Below are 14,182 nucleotides of genomic sequence, written 5' to 3' on the forward strand. Positions count from 1 at the left end.
TCATTCATATGTCCAGGTAATGGTATAATTTCCTTGAGCCGAGTAGGTCAAAGGATCCGTTGTGGTACCCGTAATTGTTCCTGCACAGTTGTCGGTTGCCGTTGGAGCTGTAATCATACCTGTAGTTACGGCACATGAGGCTGTTACATCTGGCAGATTCGTCACATCGGCTACAGGCGCGGTTGCGTCTTGCACAATTACATTTTGCAGTTGGGTGGCGCTATTCCCATTTCCGTCATCATATGTCCAGGTAATGATATAATTTCCTTGAGCTGAGTAGGTCAAAGGATCCGTTGTGGTACCCGTAATTGTTCCTGCACAGTTGTCGGTTGCCGTTGGAGTTGTAATCATACCTGTAGTTACGACGCATGTGGCCGTTACATCTGGCAGATTCGTTACATTGGCTACTGGCGCGGTTGCATCTGGGGTAACTGATATATTTACTGATTTGGTTAATATGCAACCATTAGCATCTGTAATTGTTACAGTATAGCTTCCTGCCGCAAGTCCGGTAGCGGTATCAGCCGTTCCTCCAGAAGGTGACCAAGAATAGGTATATCCTGGAATTCCCCCAGAAGCCGTTACAGAAGCTACACCATTATTTCCACCGTTACAAGATACATTGGTTTGGGAAGTTATGGCTGTAATTGGAGCAGGTTCAGTAATTGTTAAACTTTCTGTTGCAGTACAATTATTTGCATCTGTGATGGTGCAAATGTAAGTTCCTGCTGTTAATCCTGTAGCGGTATTTGCAGTTCCACCAGAAGGTGACCAAGAATAAGTGTATGCACCGGTTCCTCCAGTTACATTCACAGAAGCTAATCCATTAGTTGCACCATTACATGTTAAATTAGTTTGTGTTGGAGTAACAACTATGGCACTAGGCTCATTAATTGTAAAGTTTTTTACAATTGAACAACCACTAGAAGCCGTTATTGTTACACTATAGTTACCTGCGGCAAGGTTGTTGGCAGTTGCTGCATTACCTCCTGAAGGTGTCCATACATAAGTAAAAGGACCTGGAGCTCCCGATGGTACAACTGTGGCTGTACCTGTAAATGCACCATTACATAAGACATCAACCTTAGATGTAGTGGCAACTAATGTATTGGTTGTGGCAATAGTAAAGTTTTTTGTCAATATACATCCGTTAGCATCTGTAATTAAACAGCTATGGTTACCTGCTGCTAATCCGGTTGCTATTTGAGATGTTGCTCCCGATGGTGACCATAAATAAATATAGGGTGCTGTTCCTCCAGTAACATTAACAGCCGCTTGTCCCCCCGTTATGCAGGTCGCATTTATCTGGCTTGTTGTTGCGATTAAGATCGTAGGTTGGTTAATAGTATAGTTTTGAGTTGCAGAACATCCGTTGGCATCCGTTACGGTTACGGTGTAGCTTCCAGTCGCAAGTCCTGTTGCAGTATTAGCAGTTCCACCAGAAGGCGACCAAGAATAAGTATATCCAGGGGTTCCACCAGAAGGAGAAACCGATGCGGAACCATTTGTTCCGCCGTTACAGGACACGTCAGTTTGGGATCCTGTTGCGGTATTGATTACCGGAGGCTGTGTAAGGGTGTAGTTTTGAGTTGCTGTACACCCGTTTGCATCCGTTACGGTTACGGTGTAGCTTCCTGCCGCAAGTCCAGTAGCCGTGGCTGCCGTTCCACCAGAAGGCGACCATGAATAGGTATATCCCGGAGCTCCGCCAGAAGGAGTAACCGATGCAGTACCATTCGTTCCTCCATTACAGGATACGTTTGTTTGGGATCCTGATGCAGTACTGATTACCGATGGCTGAGTAATAGTGTAATTTCGAGTTGCTGTACATCCGTTGGCATCCGTTACGGTTACGGTGTAGCTTCCTGCTGCAAGTCCTGTTGCTGTAGCAGCAGTTCCACCGGAAGGGGACCAAGAATAGGTATATCCCGGAGTTCCACCAGAAGGGGTAACCGATGCGGTACCATTTGCTCCTCCGTTACAGGACACGTCAGTTTGGGATCCTGTTGAGGTACTGATTACCGATGGTTCAGTAATAGTATAATTTCGAGGTGCTGTACATCCGTTGGCGTCCGTTACGATTACGGTATAGCTTCCTGCCGCAAGCCCTGTTGCTGTAGCAGCCGTTCCACCAGAAGGTGACCAAGAATAGGTATATCCCGGAGTTCCGCCAGAAGGAGTAACCGATGCACTACCATTCGTTCCTCCGTTGCAGGACAAGTTCGTTTGAGATCCTGTAGCAGTACTGATTGCAGATGGCTGAGTAATAGTATAATTTCGAGTTGCTGTACATCCGTTTGCATCCGTTACGGTTACGGTGTAGCTTCCTGCTGCAAGTCCTGTTGCAGTAGCTGCCGTTCCACCAGAAGGCGACCAAGAATAGGTGTATCCCGGAGTTCCACCAGATGGAGTAACCGATGCACTACCATTCGTTCCTCCGTTACAGGACAAGTTCGTTTGAGATCCTGTTGCGGTACTGATTGCAGATGGCTGAGTAATAGTATAATTTCGAGTTGCTGTACATCCGTTTGCATCCGTTACGGTTACGGTGTAGCTTCCTGCTGCAAGTCCTGTTGCTGTAGCGGCCGTTCCTCCAGAAGGCGACCAAGAATAGGTATATCCCGGAGCTCCACCAGATGGAGTAACCGATGCACTACCATTCGTTCCTCCGTTACAGGACACATTCGTTTGGGATCCTGATGCAGTACTGATTACCGACGGCTGAGTTAGGGTATAGTTTCGAGTTGCTGTACATCCATTTGCATCCGTTACTGTTACGGTGTAGCTTCCTGCCGCAAGTCCAGTAGCAGTAGCTGCCGTTCCTCCAGAAGGGGACCAAGAATAGGTGTATCCCGGAGTTCCACCAGATGGAGTAACCGATGCACTACCATTCGTTCCTCCGTTACAGGACACGTTCGTTTGTGATCCTGATGCAGTACTGATTACAGATGGCTGAGTAATAGTGTAATTTCGAGTTGCTGTACATCCGTTGGCATCTGTTACGGTTACGGTGTAGCTTCCTGCCGCAAGTCCTGTTGCTGCCGCTGCCGTTCCACCAGAAGGCGACCAAATATAGGTATATCCCGGAGTCCCGCCAGAAGGTGAAACCGAAGCGACACCATTCGTTCCTCCGCTACAGGTCACATTCGTTTGCGATCCCGCTGCGGTGCTGATTGCCGATGGCTGAGTAATAGTAAAGTTTTTGGTAATTTGAGTTGATTCGCTATCAGTTATAGTACAAGTATAGGATCCCGCTGCTAAATTGCTAGCAGTAGCTCCCGTTCCTCCCGAAGGTGACCAAGAATAACTATAGGAGGCAACCCCGCCTGAGGCAGTTACTGAAGCATTACCAATGTTAACCCCGTTACACAACAGATTGCTTTGACCAGTCGTTGCTGATAAAGCGGCACTAGTAGTAAAAGTCAAATCTGATCCATAGCTTGTACCTGCTGAATTGATTGCATACGCCCTAAAATGAACAAGTGTTCCTGCAGGCAAAGAGGAAATTGTAGCACTAAAACTCCCCGTTCCCGAGCCATTGACTACTTTGGTATTGGCAGTGGTTGGGTTGGCAGTCGTTGCCCAGACAATACCTCTTTCTGTTACTGTTGCTCCACCATCTGCGGTAACATTTCCACCCAAAGTTGCTTTTACAGCACCTACACCCGTTGCTGCAGTTGTGGTGATTGTTGGTAGTACTGCGGTTGAACCAAATAATCGGAAGTTGTCTATTGCTATTTCTTGTGTTGCACTAGCATTAACAAAACAGTTCATACGAATGTCCAAAGTTGTCCCTGTTCCTACTATATTGGCTGTAAATTCAGCAAAAGCATAAGTTAAAGAAGCTCCATCACCTATATTGTCACCATTGGTGTCAAGTTGGAGTGTGTTACTTGAAGCTGCGTTACCCGCAGGAATGTTACTGGCAAACATTAAACCCCTTATCCATGAACCACCATCGATACGGTATTCAAATGCCACAAAATCCTGTTGTGGAGGAGTAAGACTGTTCCAATCAATTCCTTGCCATCCACCAACATTATCTGCGGCAAAAAGGCCTTTAAAAGATAAGCTAGTTTTTCCGGAAATATTTATACCGGTCCATGTAACCTGCTGATTTGCTGAAATGGTATTATTTGTTGTACAACTAGTACCTTTATCGATATCTTCGGCAGCCCACACTTTTGATCCTTCATAACCTGTATACGTTCCATTTTGTAAGCTAAGAGCAGAAGCTAATGGTGATGTTCTAAAAAAATACACAGTTGCTGGTGTATTACAATTGAATTCTGCCACTGATGGCGTTCTTGTCCCCGTGCTTGGAGCTCCAGCGTCTTCGAATGTGTCACTCCAAAATTGCGTTTGGGAATTTCCTTTTATATAAAAGAAACACATTAGAATTGTAAAAATAAAAGTAAAACTCTTTTTCATAATCAAATGGATTTAAATTAGGGATTGTTTCTGTATTTTGATTAAATCATTAGTTAGTATTGGCCTTAATACTGCAAACTGTTTTGCAGTCATAATACCATTGTCTGTACTAAGTATTTCAACAGCAATTTGTTGATTCTCTTCACATGCGATGTTAAGAGTATTTGTCAAGGACACAATTGCACCTGCTTGGCTGTTATGGGGTATATCTAACAAGGTTGCAGAGATTATTTTAATTTGTTCTCCGTAAAGGGATGCGTCTGCACCTGTATTCCAAGGATTGCAAGCATTAATTAATGAAATGATTTCGCTGGCAGACATACGTTTCCAATTAATATAGGTGTCGGATAACTCTGGTTTTTCATAATAATAAGATAATTTTTCATCCTGTGGCTGGCTTGGAATGATGCTTGCAAATTGGATCATATTAGCCACATTTAAGGCCACTTGGGCCATGCGCTCACTTAATTTAATAGTTAGATTGCCATAGGTGTCTCCTGTTCCAATAGTAATTGGGTCATTAAAAATAATATTCCCTTCATCGAACTTAGCATTCATAAAGTGGGCGCAAATGGCAGTTTCGGTCTCCTGATTTTTGAGCACTTCAAAAATAGGCATAGGTCCGCGGTATTGAGGCAAAGGGCCTGGGTGGAAGTTGATGAATTTATCCTGTCCATAAGACAAAACGGTTTCGGGGAGTAAGAATGGAAATGAGATGCAAAATATATAATCAGGTTGAATAAAGTCAATCCAAGATCTCATTTCTGCAATGCTTTTTTTATTCGGAAAAGATTTAAAACCGATGTTACTTTCTTCAGATTCTCTTTCTAGAGCTTCTATAATTGTGTCATTACTTTTGCCAATTCCGATAGCGCAAATGAATTTTTCATATGCGAGTAATTGCAAAGTTTGAAAGGCGAATTTTCCTCCACATAACACCAATATTTTTTTTTGCTTTTCCATATCAAATACAGACATAACTATTGTGCCAAGCCGATGTGGCTTTATCTAAGTCTTGGTTAATTAATTTCTCGAAATTTTTATGAACTTCATCTAATTCGCCATCTAATTGTACTTCGCATTTTCCTTCATTGTTTGGTACAATACTCGCTTTATACAATGGTGAAATAGAAGTATTTGTTTTAGAATTAAAATGAATATTTCCTCTGGGACTCATAAATTCAAATGAATGTAGACTTGATGCAATTTGAGTTATATTATTTTCATGTTCATCAATCAATTCAAGAACTCTTAATGCAATTGTAGCGCTTTCCCAACTTAATAATGAGAATAAATTTGGTGTTCTACCTGCTGCTATTATTGCTTTTTTAAAGATTTCATTTTCTTGCGACTCTATTTTTTTTGACCAAGCGGCTATTCCTTTTACAGTGTTATTAGGATATACAGCTTTGGCAAGCATTGTTTCTTCAAATCCAAAAGGGGGTAAATAAATAGGGATATTTTCATTTCCAAATGATTTTTTGATCCCTTCAAAATACCACTGTACAAAATCACCACTAAAAATACTTAGTAAAGCACTGTCGGGATATTGTTCTAAATGATTTATCAAAGGCTCTATTGTGAAATCCTCTGTTTTATAGCCAGTAGCATGGTTAAAGGCAATTGTACCACCATTAGCTTCAAAACTTTTAGAAATGCTGTAAGTGTGTAAATAGCCCCCATCATAATAACCGGTAACCATTCCTGCGCTTTTATAACCATGATTTAATGCCTCTTTTGCGGCAAACCAAGCTCCTAATGCATTGTGTAGGGAATGGTAAAAAATATTTGGACAACTAGGCCATTCATGAGGTAAGTTAGCACCAGTATCTAAAACGATCAGCATTTTATTGGCAGCAAGAAAAAGTGGGCGAAGCAATTGTGCCGTACGATGCCCTATATAAGCAATTACTAGAGAGACGTTTTCTTCTAGTAAAAGTTTTTCCGCACTGCGATAGCATTGTTGTTTTTCTGCACCAAATCCAATGTTTTCTGTTACAATTCTAACATCTGTTCTCCCCAATTGTTTTAATCCTGATCTAAGTCCTTCATATAGATCAAAACCCATGGTTTCATAATAAGTGGATCGGGCTAGTAAAATTCCTATTGTTTGCATATTTTTTTATTAATTAAAAGAGGAAATTTTCAAATCGAAAATTTCCTCTTTATATGGTTTTAATTATTGTCTGCTTGGGAATATTCCTTCTGTGGCAATAGAATAATTGATGACCAAATATGGATTCAATATATCTATTGGTAAACCAGATCCGCTAGCATCGGTAGCACCCGAAAGTTCAACACCACCAGTATAAACTCCTGCGGTTGCTCCATTACCTGAATAATTAGGGCTTGCAGCAACGGCTGGGAAATTACTTTGTGGAGATGCTTCATCCGCATTTGCAGAAGATGCCTTTAATTTAGCCGATACCGCATTTAAAGTATGATTATGTGCCGGCATGTTTGTTATTAAAATAGTTGCACTCGTTGCTCCGGCTTTTTCTCCTATATCATAACGAGGAAGGCCTTGTCCTTGACCTTGTCCAATTGGAGTACGACCTTGTAAATCAGGTAAAGCAAATGTTGATTGTCCGTCTCCGCCATAATAGGTTCCCAATAAAGAAAACAAGGCTGTGTTTGAATTAATTGATAATAATTGACCGCTGCAGGTTTGGTATCCTCTTGGCGCAAAATTGAATCCCAAAATTTTAATTTCCCCGATGAAAGGTTCTGTTGACATAGTTTTTAGTTTTATGGTTAAAAAAATAAATAAAATAAATTCTTGTTAATTGAGTACACGTAACTATACCTGTTTTTATAATTAATTGAAGTTGCCGGTTAATTGATTTTCAAATAAAAATGGGGTTAGTTTTATTCGAAAACCTTCCAAGGTTTCTGTATATATTGTTCTTGGAAATAGCTAGTTGATATCATTTATTGCAGTTTCAACTTTTTTTCATTTATTGCAGTTTCAACTTTTTTTCATTTTTAGATTTTCATTTTTTTGTTCTAATTGGTCAGCTGCTTTGGCATTTGACTCGAGTCGAATTTTAAATAAAAAAGCATTTTATTTTTAATAGCATTTCAAAAGTAAAAAGCTAATAAATGAAAAAGGAATAATATGTTACAGGATGGGGTTTTCTTGTCATGAAATCACTTTTTAGTACCAGTTTTTTCTTGATTGTATTAAAATTGTAATTCTATGGTTTTAATTTTAATAATACTTTTAACTACTATTTTTTAATTTTATAAAGATATATAAAATAAATAACTATAAATCAATAAGTTGTGTTATTTTAAAATCAATTAAATACCTTTTGATGTATTTTAAAAAATACATTTATTTGTAGTGCAAAACTGGTTAAGTGTAATAAAGGAATTATAAAAAAAGCCCATTTCGTAAGGAATGGGCTTTTAGTTTTGTAAGTACTGAGACAGAATTTTTCAAACCATTTTCTTCAAAATCTAAAGAGACTAGCATGTTTTTAAGATAATTCTATGAGATAAATTTTAATGAGGTTTAATGTCCTGTAGATGCACATAAAAGCCAAACAGATTAAAGTAATTAAAAAGGCATTGAACAGTCAACAACATTAATTTTTGCAATCGTATCATCAATTTTTATTGATATCCCTCCAATCATGCCTCATTGATTTTACCTGTTTATACCATGAATTACGGGGCTTGGTTGCTTTCTATGTAACGGCCGTTTAAAAGTTAATAACAGAAATGAAAAACTATAATTATATAATTTTATAAAACATTAATTAATAGGTGTTTATTGTTTGTTGATTTAATTGGAAATCATTTCAACCTAAATATATACTTATAAAATGCTGCGAATTTAATAATAGGATTGACTGCCAAAGCAAATCTCAGTAAAAAAGTGTCTTTAAAATCATTAAGTCTCCTAATAAAAGGTTCAATTTATTTACCAACAGGATCTCTAATTTACTTTATATTTTTATTGACAATCGTTGGATTTAAACCAAATTAGTTTGATTTACAACTTACTCAATTTTTTCAAATCTTGTAAAAAAATGATTCAAAAACAGGTTCGTAAGGACCACAAATTTCTCAAGAAATGGAGAAGTTTTTTTGCTGTAAACTGAAAAAAAACCTTTTCGGGCATCAATCGGATCAATCCCAAATACATTTCTATTGTATTAATTTGCTAAGGAAACGGATTCGGATTGTGTAAGGTTCCAAAGACTTATCTTCATTAATAATACATACAAAACTTACATTGTTCAAAAATGTTATTTGCAGATATTAAGATTTTTAGTACCTTCAATTAAAATATAAATCAACTCAAACATATTCTTTTCTAAAAAGTGCATTTAATAATGAAGCAGTACAAATGAAAAGCAAATAAATAAATTTTAGAAATCTAATCTTTAAATATAAATTGTTATGAACAGAATTATTTTACTTTTTTTCGCCCTTTTACTATTTAATAGCTGTAAAAAAGAGCAGCCAAAAGAAAGCCAAATCAGCCCTGAGGAAGCAAAAGCAATTGCCAAAGAAGCCTATATCTATGCGTACCCTATGCTAATGGGATATAAATCTTTGTATTATACTACAATAGACAATAAAAGTCCCGGATATAGAAGTGGTTTTAATGAAATTACACATGATAGACGCCCGGCCGATTATACCCGTAAAGATGTGGTTTCTATGAACGCTGATACTCCCTATTCTTTATTTGCGTTCGATTTACGTGCAGAACCAATGGTTTTCTCTGTACCCGAAATTAAAGATCGCTATTACGTTTTTCAGTTCATTGATCTTTTTACACATAACTTCGCCTATGTTGGAACTCGGGTAACAGGAAATGAAGCTGGCGATTATTTATTTGTCGGCCCAGACTGGAAAGGCAAAATTCCAGAAGGTAAATTCAAAAAAGTTTTCCATGTTGAAAGCCAACTAGTAACAGGAATCGGAAGAACCCAATTGTTAGGAACTAATGATTTACCGAATGTTATTCAAATTCAAAATAAGTATAAAATCACCCCTTTGAGCAAATTTTCGGGAACTGAAACTCCAAAAAAAACTGTTACGAATATTGATTGGCTCCCTATTGCTGATCCAAACGATTTTAATACTATTAATTTCATAAAATACTTTAATATTTATTTGAATTTAGTCCAGCCTTTTAATAAAGAAGATGTAGTGGACCTTAAAAATTTTGAAAGAATAGGAGTAAAGCCTAGTGCAAAATTCGATTCCACTCAATTTAGCGATGAAATAGTTGCCGCAATAAACGAAGGGGTCAAGGAAGGAATAGCAGCCATAAAAGAAAAAGCCAGTAAAATTGGCCAACAAAAAAATGGATGGAACATGATGGATCCATTCGGAAACAGGGAGTTTTATAAAGGAAATCGATTATTGAGAGCTGCTGCTGTAATGGTCGGAATTTATGGAAACGACAAAGCAGAAGCCTTCTATCCGGTGGCTTATGTGGATTCTGACAACAATACTTTGAATGGTAAAACAGGGAAGTATAAAATTCATTTTTCAAAAGAACAGATTCCACCTGCTAAATATTTTTGGTCAATAACGATGTATGATAAGAGCGCAGACGGAATTGGAGGTTATTTGATTAAAAACCCAATAAACCGTTTTCTCATAAATTCTACAACAGAGGGATTGCAATATGATAAAGATGGAAGCTTAACAGTCTACATTCAAAATGAAAAACCCACTAATGAAACAGCTTCAAATTGGTTACCGGCCCCTGCGGAAGATTTTTATTTAATGATTCGAATATATGGCCCGAAAGAAGCCGCAATGAATAACACTTGGTCGCCTCCTGGTATTGAAAAAGTAAAATAGTTTAAAATCATTTTTCAACACAAATTCTATTACATATGCTAAGTAAAAAACAAACTCCAATTGCCTTAATCGTATTTATCCTTGCTTTTATAAGTTGTGGTAAAGAAAAAAAAGAAGTTGCAGCAAGTGAAACAGCTGCAAAGTCAAAAAATGTAAGTCTTGAAGAAGTTCGGGCAATAGCAAAAGAAGCTTATATTTATGGTTTTCCGATCGTAGATAATACCAGAGTCCAGTATGCCTTTTTCGTGAATAAAAAGGATCCCGATTATAAAGCTCCTTGGAATCAACTTTACAATATTCCGCGGGTATTTACACCAAAAGACGTAACGATTCAAACTCCAAATTCGGATACGCCCTATTCATGGATTGGTCTTGATTTAAGGGCAGAGCCAATTGTTTTTTCAATACCTGCCATTACAAATAACAGATACTGGAGTCTTCAATTAATTGATCTTTATACTCATAACTTTGATTACTTGGGAAGCAGAACAACCGGAAACGACGGCGGAAACTTCATGATAGCGGGGCCAAAGTGGAACGGTGAAACGCCAAAGGGCATTACCAAAGTTATAAAATGCGAAACAGAAATTGCTTTAGCGCTATTTCGTACGCAATTGTATAATGTCCAGGATTTAAAAAACGTAATTAAAATACAAAATCAATATATTGCCAAGCCTCTTTCGGTATTTTTGGGACAGCCATCTTCTGCTCAGTCCAAAAAAATTGATTTCATAAAACCATTAAGTCGTGACGATCAGAACACATCGCTTCAATTTTTTAATAATTTAAATTTCGCATTGCAATTTTGTCCCACACATCCAAGCGAAATAGATTTAATGAAACGTTTTTCCAAAATAGGTGTTTTAGCGGGAAAAACAATTGATACCACCTCACTAGATCCTGAAATCAAAAAAGCAATGCATGATGGAATAGCGGATGCCTGGGCTGATTTTGCAAAAACGAAAATAAAACTTGAAAAAGGGGAAATTTCTTCAAGCGACGGATTTGGAACAAGAGAATCATTAAAAAATAATTATTTATTCAGAATGATGGCCGCAGTCCTTGGTATTTATGGCAATACTAAAGAAGAAGCGATGTATCCTGTATATTATACGGACAGCAATAGTGAAAAATTAGATGGAAAGAATAAATATATTTTAAAATTTGGTCCAAATGAGTTGCCACCTGTCAATTCCTTTTGGTCTCTTACAATGTACAAAATGCCGGAAAGTTTGTTAGTTGATAACCCTTTAAATCGTTATTTACTAAATTCGACTATGATTTCTCAATTTAAAAAAGACCCCGATGGAGGATTGACTTTACTAATTCAAAATCAATCACCCGGAAAAGAAAAAGAGTCAAATTGGCTGCCAGCACCAAAAGGTCCATTTTCATTAATTTTGAGACTATATTGGCCAAAAGAAGAAGCCCTTAATGGATCGTGGAAACAACCGCCTTTAAAAAAGACATAGATTAGAAATAAATTAATAACATCTAATAACTATTACTGCATAAAATGGTTCATAAACAGGTTCGTAAGAACCACAAAACTTCTCAATTCCTTGAGAAGTTTTTTTTTGGACTAAATTCGGATCAGGTGCAAAACACCTCCGAAGTCGGCGTTTTATTAGTATTTTAAATAGAAACAGCTTAATTGACAATGTCATTCTTTATTGTATGTCATGCTTATGGATTGTTACTTATTGATACTATTCTCATCTTGATTTTTAGAAACAGCAGGAAATAATGTACTGATTTCATTTAGCAGTTCAAATTCATCAATTGGAAACAATTGCAGGGCAATGCCCAAAATAAGCCCAACATCAATCGACTGATTTTTTATAGTACTGGGGACTTCAGCACCATCTTGATCCAGAGCCACAATACATAATTTTAGCAGATTTCTAATAACCGCAGCGAGTTCATAATAATCATACACTCTTATCTCAGCAGTATGAATCCCGCTTTTATCTCCAACTGGCTTCAAAGTATTGAGACGGCTGGCAGCCAATCTCTTAATAGTTTCTAGCGTTTCAATTTCATTCTTTTCCATGATCTTTATTTTTAAAACGGTTAATTAATACATCAGTCCGCAAAGTGTATCAAACCTTTTTTTACCACACCCGAGCGAAGCGAACGGACAAAGTAGATTAGCACAGATTAGCACAGATTATATTTGTATTATTCGAGAAATCGGTGTTAATCTGTATTAATCTGTGCTAATCTGTGGCTAATTTTATCAGTTTGGTATTAGTCACGGATAGTCATATGATTTTATTAAAATAATTCATCAGTCCTGCTCAAAGTTTAATAACCCGCCTTCAATAACCAGATTGTGCAATTCATGCATCAGTTTTTCAACAATAGCATTCATCTGATCAACCTCTTCTTTGTGGAACTTTGATAACTTATGGTTAAGCGTCATATGCCTGTTTAAATACGGAAAGAAATCCGTCCAGAACCCCTCTATCATATAATTGTATTTCCGAAGGTCGGGATCGGCATAGAGGCATAATTGCCATAAGGCTTCATGTGACAGATAATTAGGCAGGTAATAGGTTTTTGCAAAAATGTATGTTCTGCAGAAGGACAGAAAAAACAATGTAAAAAAGTAATCAATGCCTTGATAGTTTTCTTTGGCGTTATTGGCCATCGTGAAAAATTGGAAAGCACTATCTTTGGCTGGCTTATAATAAAAATACAGATCAGCATGATAAGGACTGTGAGGAACCTCCCAATGCAGTTCCGGGTGGTATGGGCTGGATGAATAGATCAGGTTTTTATCCTGCATAATAGCAGCAAAGAAACTCTGATGCTCATACAGATTCTCTTGTATCCAATGACGGCTGTGAGCTATCAAAACAAAATCACATTTTCTGCCTATTTTGCTTTTTAAGGATTGGTTTATTGATCTCAATTTTTCATTACCCGCACCGTTGGCTAAAAGCAACAGGTAATAAGTCGTTTTTTCACCGTAGGTAATTTGATGAAACAAATAAATCTGCTCAGCTTCAACCGACTTTACTATGGTTTCTATAGCAACTTCGAGAATTACATCTATTGGCTTTTCAATCATTTGAATCGAAACTTCCTGCTTTTTAGATGATGCTTTTTTTATCCGTTTCTTTAATTCGTCCAACCGGTCTTCGATCAGGCGGTAGAGATTTTGCTCGACAATTCCAACTGCCTTATACATTTCATCTTTATGTATTGGCTCACCATCATTGACCGAAGCTTCTTTTGCTTTTTTAAACAGCTCAGTAAGATAATAGCTGCTATGGCTGTTTTTTACAAAGTATTTTTGAATCTCAGGAATATAGGCTGCCAGATTATTGATTCTTTCGGCTAAAGGCAGTGAATTAAACGTATTTACCAAATACAGTGCTTCCAAATACTCCAATTCATATTCAATCAATCTTGCATAGGACGTAAAAACACTGTTTGCAGCATTTTCTGAAATGAGATTATGGATTTGACACCTTTGAAGATCGTGATCATTATAAAAACGCTCTTCAAAAGCATGAAACTTTTTCTTGTATTTTTTCCAGTCCCTTGTAATAATAAGCGGATTTAGAGTGGCTGCATTTTGATAGATCAGCGCCGAAGGCTGACAGTATAATTCAATAAAGGGATGCCCCATAGAAAATCGATGATGCAACCTTCCGGAATAAATGAAAATAACATTGATTTGATAACTATTTCTAGCTTTCGCCACCCATTTAGCCGACTGCAGCTGATCCGCATCTGTCTTTTTTTCGAGATTAATGACAAGCTGTGAGTGTAAAGAAAGTTCCTGTTTGGTAAAAAACATTTGAGCGATAGTATACTGATTGACCAATTGTCTCAGGATATTTTCTAAAAACTCGTTTTCGAGTTTTGGAAATGAAAGTTTTTCTAGAGTTTTCATGATACTGTGTTT

The 14,182-nt window shown here is 37.5% G+C and carries 8 protein-coding genes; 2 read left to right on the forward strand and 6 right to left on the reverse strand.

Annotated elements, in window-relative coordinates; all coding sequences use genetic code 11:
* From AC1DY0_RS17140 to AC1DY0_RS17155, 4 genes are all read right to left on the reverse strand, one after another.
* Positions 1 to 4,431 carry a beta strand repeat-containing protein gene (locus tag AC1DY0_RS17140; protein ID WP_477189807.1) on the reverse strand — a complete coding sequence of 1,477 codons (4,431 nt, stop codon included), beginning with the start codon at positions 4,429 to 4,431 and terminating at the stop codon, positions 1 to 3.
* 12 nt (positions 4,432 to 4,443) lie between these two features.
* Complete coding sequence (locus tag AC1DY0_RS17145; RefSeq protein WP_477189808.1) at positions 4,444 to 5,394, reverse strand: methionyl-tRNA formyltransferase; 951 nt, start codon at positions 5,392 to 5,394, stop codon at positions 4,444 to 4,446.
* A 1-nt stretch (position 5,395) separates the two neighbouring features.
* The gene (locus tag AC1DY0_RS17150) at positions 5,396 to 6,547 is read right to left on the reverse strand and encodes an ABC transporter substrate-binding protein (protein WP_477189809.1); all 1,152 of its coding nucleotides are present in this window, start codon (positions 6,545 to 6,547) and stop codon (positions 5,396 to 5,398) included.
* 63 nt (positions 6,548 to 6,610) lie between these two features.
* Positions 6,611 to 7,168, reverse strand: coding sequence for a phage tail protein (locus AC1DY0_RS17155; RefSeq protein ID WP_477189810.1), 558 nt, complete (start codon positions 7,166 to 7,168; stop codon positions 6,611 to 6,613).
* 1,673 nt (positions 7,169 to 8,841) lie between these two features.
* Here AC1DY0_RS17155 and AC1DY0_RS17160 point away from each other — a divergent pair.
* Positions 8,842 to 10,263: a DUF1254 domain-containing protein gene (locus tag AC1DY0_RS17160; protein WP_477189811.1), complete on the forward strand. Its 1,422-nt coding sequence runs from the start codon at positions 8,842 to 8,844 to the stop codon at positions 10,261 to 10,263.
* Between the two features lie 35 nt (positions 10,264 to 10,298).
* Positions 10,299 to 11,735 (forward strand): DUF1254 domain-containing protein, encoded by a 1,437-nt coding sequence (locus tag AC1DY0_RS17165; protein ID WP_477189812.1) that lies wholly within the window; start codon positions 10,299 to 10,301, stop codon positions 11,733 to 11,735.
* A 224-nt stretch (positions 11,736 to 11,959) separates the two neighbouring features.
* Here the strand turns inward: AC1DY0_RS17165 and AC1DY0_RS17170 are convergent, their stop codons facing one another.
* Together AC1DY0_RS17170 and AC1DY0_RS17175 are read right to left on the reverse strand one after the other, a co-directional pair.
* Positions 11,960 to 12,316, reverse strand: coding sequence for a hypothetical protein (locus tag AC1DY0_RS17170; RefSeq protein WP_477189813.1), 357 nt, complete (start codon positions 12,314 to 12,316; stop codon positions 11,960 to 11,962).
* Between the two features lie 237 nt (positions 12,317 to 12,553).
* On the reverse strand, positions 12,554 to 14,170 hold the full coding sequence (locus tag AC1DY0_RS17175) for a hypothetical protein (RefSeq protein ID WP_477189814.1): 1,617 nt from the start codon (positions 14,168 to 14,170) through the stop codon (positions 12,554 to 12,556).
* Positions 14,171 to 14,182 lie beyond the last annotated feature (12 nt).

This window comes from Flavobacterium sp. P1_E4, assembly GCF_056405915.1.

Coding starts and splice junctions, on each gene's coding strand:
- AC1DY0_RS17165 (WP_477189812.1), top strand. CDS start 10,299: ATGCTAAGTAAAAAACAAACTCCAATTGCCTTAATCGTATTTATCCTT.
- AC1DY0_RS17170 (WP_477189813.1), bottom strand. CDS start 12,316: ATGGAAAAGAATGAAATTGAAACGCTAGAAACTATTAAGAGATTGGCT.
- AC1DY0_RS17160 (WP_477189811.1), top strand. CDS start 8,842: ATGAACAGAATTATTTTACTTTTTTTCGCCCTTTTACTATTTAATAGC.
- AC1DY0_RS17155 (WP_477189810.1), bottom strand. CDS start 7,168: ATGTCAACAGAACCTTTCATCGGGGAAATTAAAATTTTGGGATTCAAT.
- AC1DY0_RS17150 (WP_477189809.1), bottom strand. CDS start 6,547: ATGCAAACAATAGGAATTTTACTAGCCCGATCCACTTATTATGAAACC.
- AC1DY0_RS17140 (WP_477189807.1), bottom strand. CDS start 4,431: ATGAAAAAGAGTTTTACTTTTATTTTTACAATTCTAATGTGTTTCTTT.
- AC1DY0_RS17175 (WP_477189814.1), bottom strand. CDS start 14,170: ATGAAAACTCTAGAAAAACTTTCATTTCCAAAACTCGAAAACGAGTTT.
- AC1DY0_RS17145 (WP_477189808.1), bottom strand. CDS start 5,394: ATGGAAAAGCAAAAAAAAATATTGGTGTTATGTGGAGGAAAATTCGCC.